Origin of the sequence: Rouxiella sp. Mn2063 (assembly GCF_049319665.1) — a bacterium.
GTDB lineage: Bacteria > Pseudomonadota > Gammaproteobacteria > Enterobacterales > Enterobacteriaceae > JBMOUD01.
This window is the reverse complement of record NZ_JBMOUD010000015.1, coordinates 94,016-113,232: the sequence shown is the minus strand read 5'-3', so window position 1 is coordinate 113,232 and position 19,217 is coordinate 94,016. Positions and strand designations below refer to the sequence as shown.

The 19,217-nt window shown below is 52.3% G+C and carries 5 protein-coding genes; 2 read left to right on the top strand and 3 right to left on the bottom strand.

Annotation, left to right across the window (positions count from 1 at the left end):
• Positions 1–116: 116 nt before the first annotated feature.
• Positions 117–602 (bottom strand): hypothetical protein, encoded by a 486-nt coding sequence (locus ACL9RG_RS18770; protein ID WP_422794155.1) that lies wholly within the window; start codon positions 600–602, stop codon positions 117–119.
• Between ACL9RG_RS18770 and ACL9RG_RS18765 the strand changes: the two genes are divergently transcribed.
• Together ACL9RG_RS18765 and ACL9RG_RS18760 are read left to right on the top strand one after the other, a co-directional pair.
• On the top strand, positions 591–851 hold the full coding sequence (locus tag ACL9RG_RS18765) for a hypothetical protein (protein WP_422794154.1): 261 nt from the start codon (positions 591–593) through the stop codon (positions 849–851). The genes ACL9RG_RS18770 and ACL9RG_RS18765 overlap by 12 nt on opposite strands.
• Positions 852–924: 73 nt before the next feature.
• Complete coding sequence (locus ACL9RG_RS18760) at positions 925–1,263, top strand: SymE family type I addiction module toxin (RefSeq protein ID WP_422794153.1); 339 nt, start codon at positions 925–927, stop codon at positions 1,261–1,263.
• 52 nt (positions 1,264–1,315) lie between these two features.
• Here ACL9RG_RS18760 and ACL9RG_RS18755 read toward each other — a convergent pair whose 3' ends face one another.
• Both ACL9RG_RS18755 and ACL9RG_RS18750 read right to left on the bottom strand, forming a co-directional pair.
• Positions 1,316–1,690: a hypothetical protein gene (locus ACL9RG_RS18755; RefSeq protein WP_422794152.1), complete on the bottom strand. Its 375-nt coding sequence runs from the start codon at positions 1,688–1,690 to the stop codon at positions 1,316–1,318.
• A 5-nt stretch (positions 1,691–1,695) separates the two neighbouring features.
• Positions 1,696–19,200 carry a hemagglutinin repeat-containing protein gene (locus ACL9RG_RS18750; RefSeq protein WP_422794151.1) on the bottom strand — a complete coding sequence of 5,835 codons (17,505 nt, stop codon included), beginning with the start codon at positions 19,198–19,200 and terminating at the stop codon, positions 1,696–1,698.
• Positions 19,201–19,217: the final 17 nt, after the last annotated feature.

The following is a 19,217-nucleotide window of genomic DNA, read 5'->3' as shown; positions in this document are numbered from 1 at the left end:
ATTCATTGCATCAACACCGATATTTTTCCCCATATCTACAGTACGAATATAGTTACCTGTCGAAGGGGAATACTGTACAGATGTCTTAACAACAGTATCTGACTGTAAAATAGTTTTTAGTTCATCCTTAGTGACAGTAAAATGAGATTTATTAGATCCCACTCACCGCCATGTTTTTTCCAAGCATATTCCAGTCCAGTACCTGTTGACCCATCACCGTTTCTGAGATTAACCCTTGATTGAACGACTGAACCTTTCCAGACAGGATTACTAGCCGCCACAGACTCGGCCTTCGCAGCCGCCGCTTCTGCCGCTGTTTTACCAATACCTATCGCTCCTCCAGCTCCAACACCACCGGGTACGATAACTTCTGATGACTGGAGCCCAATATTATTGACACATACCGCTACGTTACCAGTACAAACGTTTAATCCTGCTTTCAGCATCGCCGCTATTTCTGGCGTCGCAGCAGCAAGAAAACCACCGCCAAGGCCTGCCGGTATCGTTACCGTTAACGCATCCTGCATCGCCTGACCATGATGACAAGACTCCGAATCAGGGTCCGTCGAGCAGGACAACACATCCTTACCATGCTCTTGCACAAATTTCGTCTGAGTATCTTCAGTTCCACCCAGAAGATTATTCTCCACGTCACCTCTGATTTTTTACTGTTTGAACCCGGAGAACGTGAACCGGAAGATGATATGAAGCTGCGTTTTGAGGCAGTGGCCGCCATGCCGGAAGAGGATCGCGAAGTCGCTAAAGCGGTACTAGATGCGATGATTGTCAAGAGTCAGGTCACGCAGGCTGTAGAGCAGGTCGGTAAAACGACAGCTAAAGAGAAGGGATAATTTATTTAACGCGGGGCTGAGGTGTTACGAGCATCCCAACCCCGCTAACCACAACCAACGCAAGGAGTTGATTATGGCTGAACACGATACTAAGCCAGAAGTTGTTACAACTGAAGCCCCGGCACTAAAAACCCGTCGCTACACCGTGGGATATATCCGCGACTGGAAGACCCATAACAAAGCCACCGCCATCACCCTGAAGGGCGGCTGGCTGAACGATGCGGGATTTGAGACCGGGGCGGCGCTGAAGGTGCGGGTGATGCCGGGCTGTCTGGTGCTGACCGCGCAGGAGCCAGAGCCGGAACTGATAGAGGCCCTGAAGAAGGTCTGTAAGCTCTCCACCCGCAAGCAGCGCCAGGTCACGGAGCTGATCGAGGTGATCAGTAAGCCGCAGAAGCAGAACGGTAACTGACTGGTATATAAAGTAAAATCCCGGCTCGACGGCCGAGATCTTACTTTTCAGTTTACTCGTATATTCCTACACGGAATATATCAGTAGGGAATAAAGGCTGCATTATCAACTTGTCATTAAAAATAAATATTTTTGGTGATAGGGCTGTAACATCATAAATATTCTCAACAATTAAGCTTAATTTTGACTTAAAAATTGGAATGCTTGCATCATCTGCAAAAACAAATACATAATCATTCCTCATTGTATTTATGCTCAATAGAGCATCGATATTCTCATAATCTAAATGCTTAATTTCTGACCAGGTAACACTCCCTTTCGTGAACGGATATTTATTTAAAATATCCATAGCTTCCTGTTTACTCTGTCCCTCAACTATATCAAAATCAGCACTCAGTGCTTCTCGACACTCATCGAACAAAGTCATTTTCTCTACCTGTTTAGCTGTTTTAATATCGTTTCAAAGGATTTCTCATTACCTTCAAAAGGTATAACTTGCTTAATTGCTTTCCCTGGGCCTTTTCCTTGAGAATAATCCCATATATTGATATGGGTACCCTTTTCAGGATCATAGTCAACGCGCCAACCAACTTTACCATCACCGGATTGTCGTCCTATTACTTTTCCATTTCCTGCACTCACCTCTAACCGGCCAATGACAGGCTTAGAATCAGCGCCCAAGTTACCCACAATATCTAATGCTTTATTTCTCGCACTTTCCCAATTTTTTTCAGGCTTAAGGGTTGTTTCAATACGATTTCCCGATTGTGTATAAGCCAAGTCATCCTTGCTCGGCCCGTCCGGGATCGGCGTTACCGTGCTATTTCCGCCTGTATCCGGCGCACTGCTGGTATTCCCGGTATGGCTGGCTCCATTCCGATCATGCTGATCCGGCGTCTCCAGCGTTGTTCCCTTGCTCTGATCATGAGCCGGAGTGACCAACTTACCACCCGTCAGATCTCTGTCCGGCTGCGGGAAGATGGTGATTAAACCTTTCTGATCCTGCCCTACCATATAGTCATAGGCAGCACGTTGCTCTGGTGTCAGTTTCTCTATCAGATCGGCCTTACCAGACATCGCCACACTAAAGACGTAATCCCGTTCAGTCGACGAGATATTATCCAGTGCCGTTTTCGCTGCTCCGATACCCAGCAGTGCACCCAGACCCTTCTCAACCAGTGCGTTACGGCAGGCGGCTACTTCAGCACAGCCCTGCACCGCCAGCCTCCCACCCTGAACAATGGCATTCAGCGCATTATTCTCAACCGCAACCTTGCCAGCAACAGCTCCTGAGCCAATAGCATTACTGGAGTTTCCGGCTACACCACCGGCCAGTGCGCCAGCCAGCGTGCTGAGTGCGCTGATATTGGCTTTTTGCTCGCTGGTCAGGCTATCTACGGTGCTGTTTGGATAAAGCTCGGCCATGATAGCGTGAGCGGCCAGCTCACCGCCAGCAGCTCCTACTGCGCCTCCGGCAACTGAACCGCCTTGCAGATAGGCAACCACGGCTCCCGCCAATGCATGACCTGCGATATTGGCTGGCATGTTGACATTATTATTTTCGTCAGTCGTGGCTTTTTTCACCGCCAGCGCAAGGTATGGCGCTAATCCACCGGCTAACATTTGACTTGTGTTGCCACCAGCCAGTCCAGCTAAAGCACCGGAGATTGCTGTGCCCGCCGTCCAGAATGGGCTGCCGATAGCGAATGATTTTTGTGCCTTGATATAATCAGGATCGGCATTAATCATTCTTGCCTGTTCCTCCGCCGAGGCCTTGAGGAATTGCTCATTTCCAGCAAGTTTATTGTAGGCATCTTCCCGGGCATTGAGCTGCATCTGTTGACCAATGTTATTGATCGTCTGTATCGCAGCATCGCCAAGCGCCTGAGAAAATGCCTGATCTTGTTCTATTTTATCCTTGTCGAAAATTTTACTGATATGACCATTAGCATTCTCGGTATCGTGACTTAATGTACTGATGTCCTGAGCCTGCTGTTCTTGATTACGTACGGTCAACGTACCATCAGCAATCGCTGAATACGTGGTACCCGATGCACTGCCACTGCGGTTAATCGAGACGGGTAACGCGCCTCCAGCATGAGTTGCCTCTTTGTTATCGTCCTGCCCTTTAGCGTAACCGCCGCTTATGCCGACTGTGTTGGATTTATAATCCGCTTTATTTTCAATATCACGCCAGCCCAGCGTGCCGGTCGACAAGCTATTGTTGGCCGCCTCCGCCGTTGAGGCGATCACCGCGCCGTTAAGCTGGGTGTGGTTGCCTACATTGATGTCAAAGCCCTGATTACCGGCGAACAAGCCGCTTTGGTCGCCGACGCTGGCGTATTCACTGCTGGCTTTCGATTTACTGACGCTAAGCGATGCCGAGCCGGTCATTGAACCAATGGTCAGGCTGGCTCCGCCGCTGGCACTCATCTGCTGGCTCTTATAGTTGTCGAGATCCTGCAGGCTAGTGATGGTCAGGTCATGCCCAACATTGGCGACAATTTTATCGCCGATGGCCTGAGCGCCAGACAGCACGGTGTCGTTGCCACTGTTGAGGGTCAGAAGGTCTTTGCCGTTAATACGCGAGTTCACGTAATCGGTAGTATTACCGTCTGACGAACCTTTCGACAGATAACCGCTGGCTTGTACACCGAAACCAGTGTCTTTCCCAACCGAGAAATGTACGCCGCCGCTCCAGCCGCTGGCGCTATTACTTGAATGTTGAGAACTGTTATTAGCAGCAGCCTGCAACAGCAGATCGTTTTGTGCGGCTAAAGTAACGCTATTACCGGTGATACCGCTGCCAGTCACGGTAATATCACCGCTCTGGCCGTTATTGCCGGTCGCAACGATAGCGACATTGTGCCCGCCACTTAGCGTGCTGCCGGTCACCTGATTTTGGGTCAGTTCTGAAGTGGAAGTACTCTTGCTCGATCCGAGGTTAATCTGCACCTGCACTAAATTAGCATCGGCTTTACCTTGTAGCAGTTGCCCTGCCTGAGTCGCAGTGCCATTCATCGAAAACATCCACGCCAGGTTAGCGACTTGCACCCCAGCCAAGGCTTTCATGCGATCATCGCCCGTTTGTGAGGCTTGTTGAGCGATATCATTTAGCGCAACTAATGCATCAGTTACCGGGCTGGAAATGGATACGGTCAACCCGCTCTTTTTCTGCTCGTAGATCTGCTTACGCGTCAGCATATCGTTGCCCGGATCAATGGTGACGGCACCACCGACAACATTCAGATCGTTTTTGGCGATAGTATCGGAACCACCAATATGGAGCTTATCGCCGGCAATCAGGTTAACGTTGCCACCGGTACTGCCCACGGTGCTGGCACTCTGGCTTTGTGTGGTGCCATCTTGATTAATCTGCTGGCGTGATGAGGTACTGCCAATGGTGATACCCAAGCCACCGCCGCTGAACATGCCGGATTTTTTCTTTTCATCCAGACGATAGCTAGACTGCTCCTCGGTTGCCGCCGTAATGTCGAGGTTGCCCCCTGCTTTCAGCGTGACATTGCCATCGCCAACAACGGACGAGCCTTTGACCGCGATATCCTGACCGGCAACCATCGACACATTGTCACCGCTAAGCTGCGTGCCTTTCTCGGTGGTCGCATAGTCCTCTTTCACCGTATGCGTGGTGGTTTTAGACAAGAAGCCTTTTTTGGTTTTGGTCTCTTCGTCGTAACTATATTGGCTCTCTTGAGCCGTGGTAAGGTTGATATCATGACCGGCGTTTAATGCCAGATCGCCTTTGGCTTCAACCTGCGCGGCCTGAGCAGTGATATCTCGCCCCGCCACAATACTGGTGCTGCCGCCGCTGGCGATATCAGTGCCTTGCTGGCCGATATTTTCACGGATACTGACGCTGTTATTGCCGTGGTTTTCGCTGTACGTGCTGCTCTGCTGCGCAGCCAGATTGACGTCGCGCCCCGCGCCGAGTGACATATTAAGATCTGAGGTCAACTGCGCGGCTAACGAATTAAGATCGCGCCCGGCATTAATCGTCAGGTTGCCGCCGCTGCTTACCGCGCTGCGAGTCGCATTGTTATCATCAGTGCGGTTATTACCGTTACTTTGATGGCTGCTCTTGTCCATCGTCGTAAAGTTGATGTCGTTGATAGCGGCAAGCATCGCGTCGCCTTTTGCGGCGATGGCGCTGCCAGCAACATTGAGATCATGTCCGGCGTTAGCCTTCAGCGCACCGCCCGCACTGACATCACTAGTCTGGCTGGCAATGCTCTGCCAACTGCTATTTCGGGTCGTTTTGTCGTCGGTAAGAACATTGCCTTTGATATTGATATCGTTAAGCGCCACCAATTGCAGGTCGCCACCTGCCGCCAGTTTGGCACCGATGTTATTAATGTCGTTATTGGCGGTCAGCGACAGCCCTTTGCTGGCCGAAATACTCGCCACATCACCAAGCAACGTGGAGCTAAAGGTCAGTTGCGTATTGTTACCCAAGCCAATACCCGGCGCAGCCGTCCACTGCTGTGCCTGAGTCAGGTTATTGATGCTGCCGCCAATCGAGGTCAATGCCACCGTTTGGCCGCTAATCGACGAGCCAATATTGTTGATATCGCCCAGCGCGCTCAGTTGCAGGTTGCCGTTAGAGGAGATCAAACCGGCATTCAGGTTATCCAATGTGCTGCGGCTGTTAGCGGTCAACAGGGTTTCAGCCTGGATAGTGCTGCCTGCGTTGAGGATATGTCCGGCATCCAGATTCACCGTGCTGCCGGAGATCACGCTACCGGTAACTGCATGAGTATCGTTAGCAGAAAGATAGAGCTTTGGCGCAAGCACCGTCTGGCCGTTGATATCGGTTTTTTCCCACCAGACGATACTTTTGGTCAATGCTGCAACTTGTTCCGGCGTCAGGCTAACGCCCAATTGCAGACCCAACCCGGCCTGTTGCGCCGCAGCGTTGTCGATTAAGTACTGCATCTGTTGCAGGTCAGATCCCGTGCCGCCGACATAACGCTGGCCGGTGCGGTTAAGCACCGCATTGCTGACATAGCGAGTATCAAAAGCCGCATCGCCAAGGAATTTATAGTCGTAGTCCGGTTTAAGGTTCAAGCGGTCCATAAAGTAGGCCGAACCGATAAATTTACTCTCATCGGTATACACTGCCGCCGTTTCAATCCGTGGGCTAGGCGGTGTGCCCGGCTGTACCACCGGATTGACCACCAAGCCCTGTGCAGGAACGGTGCTGGCAGCGGGGATAGCAGTAACAGTCTGGTTCTGCGCCTGAGTGGTTACTGAAACCAAGGTTGGCAGTGAACCATGGTCTGGAGAGACAGGCAGCGTTGGATGTGAACCACTATCTGGTGATGCAGGTAATACTGCTTGCGATCCCGTGTTTGCCGATGCCGGTAATGTTGGCGGTGAACCTGTATTTGATGATGTTGGCAATACGGGTTGCGCCGCTACGGTTACTGGTGCAGGTAATGTTGGCAACGCCTCCTCAGTTGAGGCGACTGGCTGTGTAGCAAGAATAGGTGTAGAAGGTAAGACCGGTGTCGTCCCTGCATTTGGTGACGAAGGCGACGCTCGCTGTACATCAAGAGCAGGGGCTGCCGACCACGTTGGCTGCGCACCTGAGGTGATTGCTGATGACAGCGTTGGCAACGAATCAAGGTGAGAGGCTGAGGCAGAAGTCGATAACATATCCAGCGCCGTTGCCGACGTCAGCGTTGGCAGTGCGCCAATACCTGGCGCTGAAGACCACGCAGGTAATGAACCAAGGCTAGGTGCACTGGATAAACCGGGCAGCGAGCCTTGGGTTGGGATATTGACAAAGTTCGGGCCGCCGCGATTCTGTGTTGCCTGTTGATTAATACCTGAAACAGCTGCCGCTGGACGTGAAAGGAAATCATTTAGTCCATTAAACAGCGAAGCGTCAGTTTTTCCGATTTCACCCAACTGCGGGTTGGTAGTGATCAGATACGGACTGGACGGATCTTTGCTGGCAACAAACAGACCATTATTACCGGTAGGTAACGGGTAATCGGTCAGCGATGCGCCCTGATTACCGATTTGTTTTAACGCATTGTTGATCGAATCATTCCACTGCACCGATCCAACTTGCAGATTTTTACCGCCTGCCAGCTGCTGGTTCTGCGTTCCGCTAACCGGTTGCAGGCCTATCGTGCCGTTTAGCGATGGAGCGCTAATAGCATGAGAGAGACCGCCTGCATTGGCCGTCGTATTGGTATTACTGATGTTATTGCTAAAGCTGGCGTTAACGGCACCGCCCGCTTGGATGACGGAGCGAAGGCCATCGCCAGTACTGATATTTTCGTAAGTTGGCGCACCAACCAACTTATAAGTGAGTTTTGAGTCTAAATCTGTATAAAAATTGCGTGCCCAAACATGGCTTTTTCTTAATCCAGAAACAAAATTAGGATCTTTATCTAATACTCCCGTAACTCCAGTGTATTGATAAGTGAGATATTCATTCTGAACGCTATTTTCATAAGACTGATTATTAAGGCTTGAGCCAGAAAGGACAATGTTACTTCCGGCAAGCAGCGTACTTGCAATATTATCCAACGTACCGCTAGATACGACGAGATTACGATTCGCTACAATACGACCAGCCCCTCCGCTTGCGTTTGCGGTAACTGTTGATGTCCCAATTAAAAATTGTCTTTGTGAAGCGGTTTTTGTTGGAGCTAGTCCCGTAACCTGAATATCGGTACTTCCGCCATTACCTTTGCCGCGGCTTCCACCTGTTTGTTTCGTGATTGTCGTAGTGTAAAGGCCAATTTCATCGTCATTTAAATCACCTAACAGAACCTGAATTGAAGTTGCACCACTCGAAGCCGCACTATTCGCCGCCTGATACGAACTCGAAGTACTCAACCCATCGCGCTGATTCAACAAATGGCCGGTATTAATGGTGATATCACCATTGGTGGTTTCAATATTGCCGGAAGTATTAACAACCTGGCTATTGGCCGCCCCGCTGCCGTCACGCATCATCCACAGGCTGTTGCCTGCCAGAATATCGCCGCGATTATTCATGATGCTGTCGGCGAACAATTGCAGGTTGTTACCGGCGTACAGCAACGCGCTGTTAGCCAGTTGACCAGCCGCCGACAACAAGACATTGCCCGCCCCGCCGACAAAGCCGCTGTTGTTGATCAACCCACGGCTAATGAGATTGATATTCCCGCCGGACTGTACGCTGCCGTTGCCATTAAGCGTGATATTGCCAGCATTAACGCCCACCGTTGCGCCACCGCCGCGCAATTGGCCGTTATTGACAAAGTTACCGGCGGCATTCAGTTGGATACCCTGGCCTTGGATCGTGCCCTGCACATTCAGGTCGCCCTGAGTACTCAGATTAAGGTTTTGCCCTGCCGCCAGCGTGCCGGTCTGGGTGAAGCCCGAGCCGAGTTGCAGGTTCATATCGCCGAGCGCCAGCAGGCTCCCCGCCTGATTAAGCCACGGCGTGGACAGCGTCAGATTACCGGCGCTGTAAAGTTTACCGCCCGCCTGATTATCGGCGCTTTGTACATTCAGCCCGAGTGTCTGGCCGCCAAATACCATGCCGCTGTTATGCAACGCACTGCCGTTGAGTTGTAGCCTGTCGCCCTGGAGTTGTCCCCAGTTAGTAACCTGATCGACATTCAGCGTGCTGTCGCCTTGTCCGGTTAAGGTTCCGCCATTGTTAAGAGCCGAGCCGCTCAATGTTAAGCCCTGTGCTTGCAGCACGCCGCTGTTGGCAACAGTCGGTGCTGAGAGCGTTAATCGGCCGCCGGTCAGCAATGCGCCTTGGTTATTCAGGCTATTTGATAGCGTCAGAGAACTGACGCCATCGCCTTGTAGGTAGCCTTGGTTAAGTAAAGTTTGAGCAGCAAGATCTAATCCACCTTGGCTACGCAAGGTCGCGCCGCTGAGGTTAGTGATATCGTTCTGAACCCGGCCTTGCAGACTTTGTTGGCCTTGCAACTGCCCGCCATTGGCAAGCGAGTTAGTTTTGAGAATCAGGTTATTGGCCTGAATACTACCGCTGTTAGCAATAGTGCCAGCATTAAGCGTACTGGTGCCGCCGCTAAGCAGTGAACCGCCCTGCTGGACTTGTAGTTGACCGCCAAGAGCGGTCGCTAATTGAGTGACGCCGCTAACCGTACCGCTGTTAGCAAGATTGCCGCCCTGTAAGGTCAGGTTAGATGCCAGCCAGTTACCCTGATTATTCAGGCTAGCGGCTTGAAGTACTGCCAGCCCAGAAGAGACGACTTTGCCCCGTGCCTGAGTGTTCAGCGCACCGCTCAGGTTAAGGTTGGCGCGAGAAGCGCTTTGGATAGCCCCGTTAAGATCTAATTGATTAGCATGTAAATCAGTGCTGTCAGCCTGCCAGTTACCGTTGTTGGTGACATGAGCCGCGGTGACTGCCAATGCGCCTTGCGTCAGCAGATTACCGGAAGTCGCATTGTTCAAGTCCTGTTGCAACTGCACTGTCAGTTGCTTAAGGCCAATCAGGTTGCCGCCGTTATCTGCGCTGTTGGCATTCACGGCCAGCGTATTGCCTTGAATTTGCCCCTGATTATTAAGATAAGTTGCCTTGATTGCGGCATCTTGGCCGCTGAGCAACTGGCCGCTGTTCGCCAGCGTGGCGGCATTTATCGTCGCCGCCCCTTGCGTTAGCATATCGCCGCTATTGTTCAGGCCAGCCGTTATCTGTGCGTTCAAGCCATTGCTGCCCAGTAGCGTGCCGTTGTTGGTCAGGCTGTTACCCGCCAGGCTCAGGCTGCTCCCTTGCAAACGCCCCTGATTTTGGGTGTCGCCAAGATGTAAATCGAGCACGCCACCCGAGAGCACGCGCCCTTGCGTGCCGTTAGCTAAGGAATCTGCGGTCAGCGTGGCGCTAGCATTACCCTGTACGACGCCATTGTTGCTGATGCGACTTGCGGTAAGCCCAAAGATTTTTGCCGCCAGCGTGCCATCGTTGGCTAATGTTGGCGCGCTAATATTCAAGCCGTTAGCCGCGGCAATCACCCCAGATGCTTGGTTAGACAGGCTGGTGCTGGCGTTAATGCCGACATCACCTGCACTGATCCTCCCCTGATTGACGAGTGTTTTACCCGCTACGCTCAACTGATTTTGTGCCGTAATACTGCCTAGTTGCTGCAAGGCATCGGCCTGCAGATAAAGGCTGTCATTGGCCACAATCGCCCCGCCGTTAGCCAAGGTTGTGGCGTTGATAGCCACCGTGTTAGCGCCCAGCGCAGCGATGTTATTCAAGGTAGCAGCCTGAATATTTAGCGCACCCAGCGTGACCAGTTTCCCGGCTAAATCAGCTTGTGTAGACGCACCGATCCCCAGCGCATTTTTACCCTGAGTTTGTGAGCCCGCGCCAGTAGCCAGTTGCTGAGTCGCCAGCGCCAGATTACCGTCGGCAGAGAGGAAGCCGTTAAGCTTTGCGGTATCGGCATTCAGGCTGATATTACCCTGACTGGTTTGCACCGATCCCGCACGGCTGGTTAGCGTGCTGGCGTTAAGATCCGCGCCCTGCTTGCCGGTCAGCGTACCGCCCAAATCCGCCTGAGCAGCGCGCAACGTTAGCTGGCCACTGGATAACAGTGTACTGGTATCGCCAGTAGTCAAGCCGCCTAGTACATTCAGCGCTAAATCGCCAACCGCGCCGGTAATGCCCTGATTATTAAATTGGTTCAGAGCCAGGCTCTGGCTGCTGCCAGATTGTGAAGTGCCGACGTTATTGAACGTGTCGCCGGTCAGATTTTGCGCAGCCAATGATTGCAATAACCCGTAGTTGCTCAATGTCTTGAATGTAAACTGTCCGTTGCGATTCGCCGCCAGCGTGCCGCCATTGACGACATCACCCGCCGTCAGGCTCAGGTCTCTACCGGCTATTAAGCTGCCGAGCCACTGTTGACTAGCGCCAATTTTGGCCTGCACATCATTCTGAGCAGAGATTTTGCCGCTAGCGGCCGCATTTAAGCTATCAGCATTGATGTTCAGGTTGCTGCCAGCACCGATCGTGCCATCAAGCTGCTGTCCGGCGGCAGATAACAACATATCGCCCTGAGAGGTAAGCGTGCCACCGCCAACGACCTGAAGCTGACCGCCGCTCACGGCCAGCGTCTGTCCATCCAACGAGCCGGCAAGCACGGCGCTGTTGTTAGCGGCAATCGATAAGGCTTTATCGCTGTGAAGATAACCCGGTGTACCGACGGCAAGATTATTGGCGCTTAGTCCTACGTTACCCGCGGTAGAAAGCTGACCGTTCAGCGTCTGTTGTGCGGCATTCAGCGTAATATCGCCAAGGCTGGTCAGCAGAGAAGTCTGGCCGGTACTTAACGCCCCGACGTTCAACGTCACCCCATTCTTACCGGTCAGCACGCCATCAAAGGCCATCTGCCCGCCGCCAATATTGAGCATATCTCCGGCAAACAGCGAGGCGTGTTCACTGAGCGTTGCTTTGGTAGCAACTTGCAGCCCCAACGCCTGTTGCGAGCCGATCAATCCCTGATTATCAAGAATATCGGCGTTGATCTGCTGCGCGCTACCAGACTGTAACTTGCCGCTATTACTCAGTTGGGCAGTCGTGAAGGTTTGTTTGCCCTGCGCCTGAATCAATCCGGCATTAAGCAATTTTTGGATAACAATCAGCGTATCGCCAGCGGCGGCCAACGTGCCGTTATTAGTCATATTGTTGGCGTTTAAGCCCAGCTTGCCACCTGCGGCCAGGCTGCCATTCCACTGGCTATTATCCCCGGCATTGGCCTGAATATTGCCTACGGCGAAGAGCTGAGCTTGGTTGCCAGAACTCAGTGAACCGCTAGCCAGTTGTAGATTAAGACCTGCTCGTAATTTGCCGTTGAGCATCGCGCTGTCGCGTGCCTGGATATCACTATCGGCACCCGACTGGATTTGCGAGTCTTCTGTAGTAGCCAGTTGACTGAAGCGTCCGGTAAGCTGCTTATCAGTAGAAAGCAAACCCGCAAGCTGTGCGTTATCGGCATTGAGCGTCAAGTCGCCAACGCTGCTGATAGTGGAGTGACTTGCCGTAGTGAGCGAGCCAAAACTTAATTTGCTGCCCTGTTGTCCGCTAATATCTCCAGCAAGCTGGGCCTGCCCCGCGGTAATATCGAGCGCAGCATTAGCATCGATGCTGCCGTTTTCACTCTGATTCAGCGTCTGTGCTGCGCTAAGTTGTAATGCGCCTTGTGCGCTTATTTCGCCATTATTATTTAGGCTATCGGCCTTGATACCTTGCGCACCTTTAGCCTGTATTTTTCCACTATTGTCTAAGGCTGCCACCTGTAGGGCCTGATCCCCCTGCGCCTGTAAGATCCCCGTATTACTCAGGTGCTGAGCGGTCAAATGCAGAGAACCGTTGCCTGCCAGCAACCCGGCGAGGCTAATATCGCCGCCGGTAAATTGAATATCGCCCAGACTGGAGATTTGTGAATTCAGCCCGGCGTTTACTGTGCCACCGTTTAGCGTCAATCCGTTATGGCCGCTTAATACACCGTTGAGAATCTGTCGATTAGCGTCAATATTTAATAGATTGCCAGCAAACAAGGTGCCTTTATCACCGAGTGTCAGCGTGTCGGCAATGTTGACATCCATCGACTGTTGCGACCCCATCATTCCCTGATTATCCAGCACATCGGCCTGAATATGTTGCGCCCCGCCAGACTGGAGTTTTCCGCTGTTATCCAGCGCCTTGAGTTTCAGCGTCTGCTCGCCCTGTGCCTGCAACGTGCCGATATTATTCAGATGCTGAGCCGTCAGTTGGACATTGCCAGTCGTGGTCAGCAAACCGGTATGTTTAATATCATCGCCGGTCACTTGAATATCGCCAACGCTGGAGATTAACGAATTATCACCGGTGCTGACCGTACTACCGTTTAGCGTCACGCCATTTTGGCCGCTCAACACGCCATCCAGCGTCAGTTGGTTGCCGTCAATATTCAGCCGGTCGCCCGCAAACAAGGTGCCTTGTTCACCAAGGTTTAGGGTATTGGCGCTCTTCACGTCTATTGACTGTTGTGAGCCGATGGTTCCCTGGTTATCGAGCGCATCAGCCTGAATATGTTGCGCACCAGCAGACTGAAGTTTTCCGCTATTTTCCAGTGCCTTGACCTGTAGCGTTTGCACTCCCTGCGCTTGCAAAGTACCGGTATTAGATAAATGCTGCGCCGTCAGGGAAATATCCCCTTTGGCCGTCATCAAACCAGCAGAGTGAATATCACCGCCGGTAAATTGAATATCACCGAGGCTGGAGAGCAGCGAGTTCTTGCCGCTATCGACCGTACCCGCATTCAGCATGAGGCCATTTTGGCCGCTTAGCACACCGTTTAAGGTTAACTGATTACCGTCAATATTCAGCCGATCGCCGGCAAACAGCGTACCCTGTTCGCCAATATTCATCGTATCAACAGTCTTCAATGTCAGTGACTGTTGTGAACCGATCGCCCCCTGATTATCGAGCGAATCAGCTTGAATATGTTGCACGCCGCCGGACTGTAATTTTCCGCTGTTATCCAATTCAGTGGCGACCAGCGTTTGTTGTCCCTGTGCTTGAATCACTCCGCCGTTGTTCAGTTTTTGCGTCGTGAGTTGAGTATCACCTTCAGCGGCCAGCGTGCCGTTATTAGTAATATCGCCAGCATTGAGTTCCAGATTGCCGCCTGCCGTCAGGCTGCCATTCCATAGGCTGTTATCACCCGCATTTGCCAGGATATCGCCAACGGCATAAATCTGAGCGCCACTGGCTGTGCTCAGCGAGCCGCTGCCCAATTGCAAGTTTTGGCCAGCACGTAAATTACCGCCCAATATGGCGCTATCGCCTGCTTGAATATCGGCATTCAGACCAGACTGAATTTTTGACCCCGCCAGCGTCGCCAGTTGCCCAAAACGTCCTTTTAGCTGCTTATCGCCGGCTATCAGACCGCCAAGCCGGGCGTTGTCAGCTTCTAGAGATAAATCACCGAGGCTGATAAGCGTTGCATCGGCGCTGGTAGTCAGGGAACCGACATTGAGTTGAGTATTCTGTTGGCCGTTAATTTTCCCGGCCAGTTGCGCTTGGGCGGCCGAAAGACCAAGTACACCATTCGCGGTGATACTGCCTTTCGCACTCTGGTTAAGCGTCTGTTTTACTGCGAGTTGTAACGCATCTTCTGTGCTTATCACGCCATTATTATTCAAGCTATCAGCCTGAATAGACTGCACGCCTTTGGCCTGTAGTTTTCCGTTGTTGATAAGATCGGACGCCGCCAATACTTGTTGGCCTTGCGCCAGGATCACCCCGCCGTTGGTCAGTTTTTGCAAGGCAATCTGCGCGTCGCCCGCGGTAGCTAACGTGCCGTCATTGGTCATATTGTCGGCATTCAATTGCAGATTACCGACCGCATAAACCAGCGCACCACTGGCCGTATTTAGGTAATCACTGCGCAATTGCAAGTTTTGTCCGGCGCGCAGGTTGCCGCCCAAGGCTGCGCTATCGCGCGCCTGAATATCAGCATCCAGACCAGACTGGATTTGTGAACCCGCCAGCGTAGCCAGTTGCCCGAAATGTCCTTTCAGCTGCTTGCCACTAGAAAGCAGGCCGCCAAGCTGCGCGCTATCAGCCTCAACAGACAAGTCACCAAGGCTAGCCAACATAGAATCAGCCGTCGTATTCAGCGTGCCAATATTGAGTTGTGCGCCTTGTAACCCGCTGACATGACCGGCAAGTTGCGCCTCGGCAGAGGTGATATCCAGCGTATCATTGGCCGTTATCGTGCCGTTCTCGCCTTGCTTAATGGTCTGTTTTATCGCCAGTTGCAGGCCATTTTCGCTGATTATTGCGCCATTATTATTCAGGCTATCAGCCTGCAGAGACTGGCTACCTTTGGCCTGCAGTTTTCCACTGTTATCAAGCTCAGTGGCAGCAATCGTTTGTTGGCCCTGTGCCTGAAGTATTCCACCGTTAGTCAGTTTTTGTGCGGTGAATTGCGTATCGCCACCGGCAGCCAACGTGCCGTTGTTAGTGATATTGGCAACGTTCATCCATAGAGTAGCGACAGCATAAACCTGTGCATCATTAGCAGCATTCAGTGAACGACTGTTTACATGAAGGTCTTGTCCAGCGCGTAAATTACCGCCCAATAGCGTGCTACCGCTGACCTGAATATCCGCATTTATACCCGACTGGGTTTGTGAACCCGCCAGCGTGGTCAGTTGCCCGAAATGCCCACTCAATTGCTTATCGGTAGAAAGCAAGCCGCCGAGTTGTGCGCTGTCGGTAGCAATAGATAAATCGCCCAGGCTGGTCAGCTCAGAATCCGCGGTGGTACTCAGGTTAACGATGTTGAATTGCGTGTCCTGTTGACCGGTGATTTTACCGGCCAGTTGAGCCTGAGCGGCAGTAATAGCCAATGCACCATTAGCGAGAATGCTGCCGTTCGCCCCCTGACTCAGCGTCTTTTTAACACCAAGTTGTAACGCGTCTTCTGTATTTATTGCGCCATTATTATTCAGACTATCGGCCTGAATAGATTGCGCCCCTTTAGCCAACAGTTTTCCGCTATTGGTCAGCTCAGTGGAGGTTAAGGTTTGTTTACCCTGGGTTAGGATCACCCCGCCGTTAGCCAGCGTCTGCGAGGTAAATTGCGTATCACCCGAGGCGGCTAACGTCCCGTTATTAGTGATATTGGCAACATTCAGCCATAGATTATCCACGCTATAGACCAGCGCACCCTGCGCCGTATTCAGTGAGCCACCGCGCAATTGCAGATTTTGTCCGGCACGCAGGCTACCGCCCAAAGATGCGTTACCGCTCGCCTGAATATCAGCGTCTGCCCCAGACTGGGTTTGCGATCCGCCCAGCGTGGTCAGTTGCCCAAAATGTCCGCTCAGATGCTTGTCAGTAGAAAGCAGGCCGCCAAGCTGTGCGCTGTCAGCGTCGATAGATAAGTCACCGGCACTGCCAAGCACCGAATTACCCGATGTGCTCAAAGAACCCACGCTGAGAGTCGTGTTCTGCAGCCCGCTAATCTTACCGGCTAGCTGGGCCACGGCGGCGGCGATACTCAATACGCCATTAGCAATAACGCTGCCGCTTTCACCCTGCTTAAGGGCCTGTTTTACGCCAAGTTGTAACGTACTTTCTGTACTGATTGCACCATTATTATTGAGAGTATTAGCCTGAATAGACTGCGCACCAACGGACTGTAATTTCCCGTTGTTAGTCAAGTCTGTGGCGCTAAAGGCCTGTTTGCCTTGTGCCTGAATCACCCCGCCGTTGCTGAGCTTTTGCGTGGTGAATTGCGCGTCGCCATTGGCGGCCAATGTGCCGTTATTGCTGATGTCAGCGGCATTCAGTTGCAGGTTACCGCCCGCCGTCAGGCTGCCGTTCCACAGCCCGTTGTTGCCTGCATTGGCTAAAATATTGCCCACGGCATAGACCTGCGCACCGTTAGCAGAATTGAGCGAGCCGCTGCTTAATTGCAGGTTTTGCCCGGCACGCAGATTGCCGCCAAGCTGTGCGTTATCACGCGCCTGAATGTCGGTATCTAAACCAGACTGAATTTGTGAACCGGCCAGGGTCGAGAGTTGTGCGAAGCGTCCGGTTAGTTGCTTATTGCTGGAAAGCAGGCCGCCGAGCTGCGCGCTGTTGGCATCAACGGATAAATCGCCAATGCTGGCAAGTACTGAATCGCCGCTCGTACTCAGCGAGCCAAAATGAAGTTGTGTACCCTGCTGGCCGGTAATTTTACCGCCCAACTGAGCCTGTGCGGCGGTAATACCGAGCATACCGTTGGCAGTTATCGTGCCGTTTGCTCCCTGATTCAATGCCTGCGCCGTCGTAAGTTGCAGGACGTTTTCCGTGCTTATCGCACCGCTGTTATTTAGGGTAGTCGCTTGAATATTCTGGGCATCTTTGGCATGCAAACTTCCGCCATTATTCAGCGTGGTGATAGCCAACACTTGCTTACCCTGCGCCTGAACAAGCCCGAGGTTTGTGAGCTGCTGCGCTATTAGCTGCATATCTCCATTAGCAGCAAAAGTGCCATTATTGGTAATATTAGTCGCATTTAGCGCCATATTACCGCCAGCGGCCAGACTGCCGTTCCACATCCCATTATTGCCCGCATTGGCCAGAATGTTGCCAACAGCATAGACCTGCGCACCGTTTGCAGCGTTCAGCGAGCCGCTGCTCAGTTGCAGATGTTGCCCAATAAACAGATTACCGCCCAACGAGGCATAATCACGAGCCTGAATATCGCTATCCAGTCCGGATTGAGTCAGTGAACCTGCTAATGTGTTGAGTTGCCCAAAACGTCCCGTCAACAACGTATCGCCGACCACTTTGCCGCCCAGCTGCGCTCTTTCGGCAGTAAGCGATAAATTACCGTGGCTGGTCAGAGTCGAATCTACGATTGTATTCAATGAGCCAAAATTGAGTTGCGTGGCTTGTTGCCCGGTAATTTTACCTGCCAACTGCGCCTGAGCGGCCGAGATAGCCAATGTGCCGTTAGCGTTAATCGTGCCGTTTACGCCTTGGTTAAGCGCTTGGTTGGCTGCCAGTTGCAACGCACCTTCAGCGCTGAGCGTTCCATTATTATTTACGCTGTCAGCCTGAATACGTTGGGTTCCTTTCGCCTGTAGTTTGCCGCTGTTATTTAACGCGGCGGCCTGAATGTTTTGCTCACCTTGCGCCTGCACGCTACCGGCGTTAGTCAGGTTTCGAGTCGTCAGGTTGGCATTGCCGCTGGTGGCAATTTGCCCGCTGTTAGTAAAATCGCCTGCGTTGAGTTGGAGATTTTTTCCAGCAGTCAGGCTGCCCTGCCATTGTCCGCCGCTGCTAGCAGTAGCGTTGATGTTCCCTGCAGAAGATACCTGCGCCGGGCTTTCTGATGTTAATTGATTGGCAACTAAGGCCACATCACCACCACTGGTGACATGGCTGCTCTGTACCGCCAGTTTTCCTTGGCTATTGAGCGTCATGTCACTGCCAGACTGCTGCGTTCCCTGCAAAGCAATTTCCTGCGCGTTGGCGTTGAGTTTTCCGCTGGCCGTCACATCGCTTAAGGTTAATTTGCCGCTGGCATCAATTTGCATATCGCCAACGGAGGTTCTCAAATTGCCGAGGTTAACCCCAACGCCTTTATCGCTAGAGACCAAATGTATGCGGTTGGCGTACATCCCACCGAGGGCACCGGTATCAATCGCGATAGAAGGAGCAGAACCTGTCCCGGAAATAGGCGTGGCATTTCCCTGAGCATCAACATGATTGGCGCCGATAGTCACATTAAGATCTTTGGCATACAGCCCGGCGTTAATCTGTGCAGCACGAGAAATCAATGAGAAGGAATCACTCTGGCGCGCATCCAGTCCCTGCCCTTGCAGAGTAATAGCGCCTTGGGTCACATCCAGAGATTGCAGCGAGCCGTCAGCCCCGAGCACCGGTTTACCGGTGGTCAGCGTCGCATTGGGGGTATTGAGGAAACCGCAGCCATTACAGGTTATGCCATACGGGTTAGCAACGATAACATTCGCCGCTTTACCGGCAACTTCCATGTAGCCATTCAGTTGCGAAGGATTCGCTGACACCACTTCATTGATGATGCCCCGCGCTTCCTTACCGGCCGTCAGGTTGGGGTTGTTTTGAACTAAACCGCCCAACTGGGTTTGTGTCAGTTGTCCGGTGGCATTGTTGAGGATCAGCCCTTGCTGCCCAACGTTAAAATCATTGTATTTGTTATGAGAAATCCCCGCCTGATTCGGCGTAGCAATATTCACTACCGGGACGCCGTTTCCGGCCTGATCGACTCGAGCACCGTTACCATCCGCCACGGTGATACCGGCAGCAAAAGCGGGCATCACAGGTTGCCACATGACCCAGCCCATTAGCGCGTAGCTAAGAACTTTGCGCCATAGTGCAATAGGCTGATTGTCGAGAGATTTCATCCCTGAATTCCTTATTA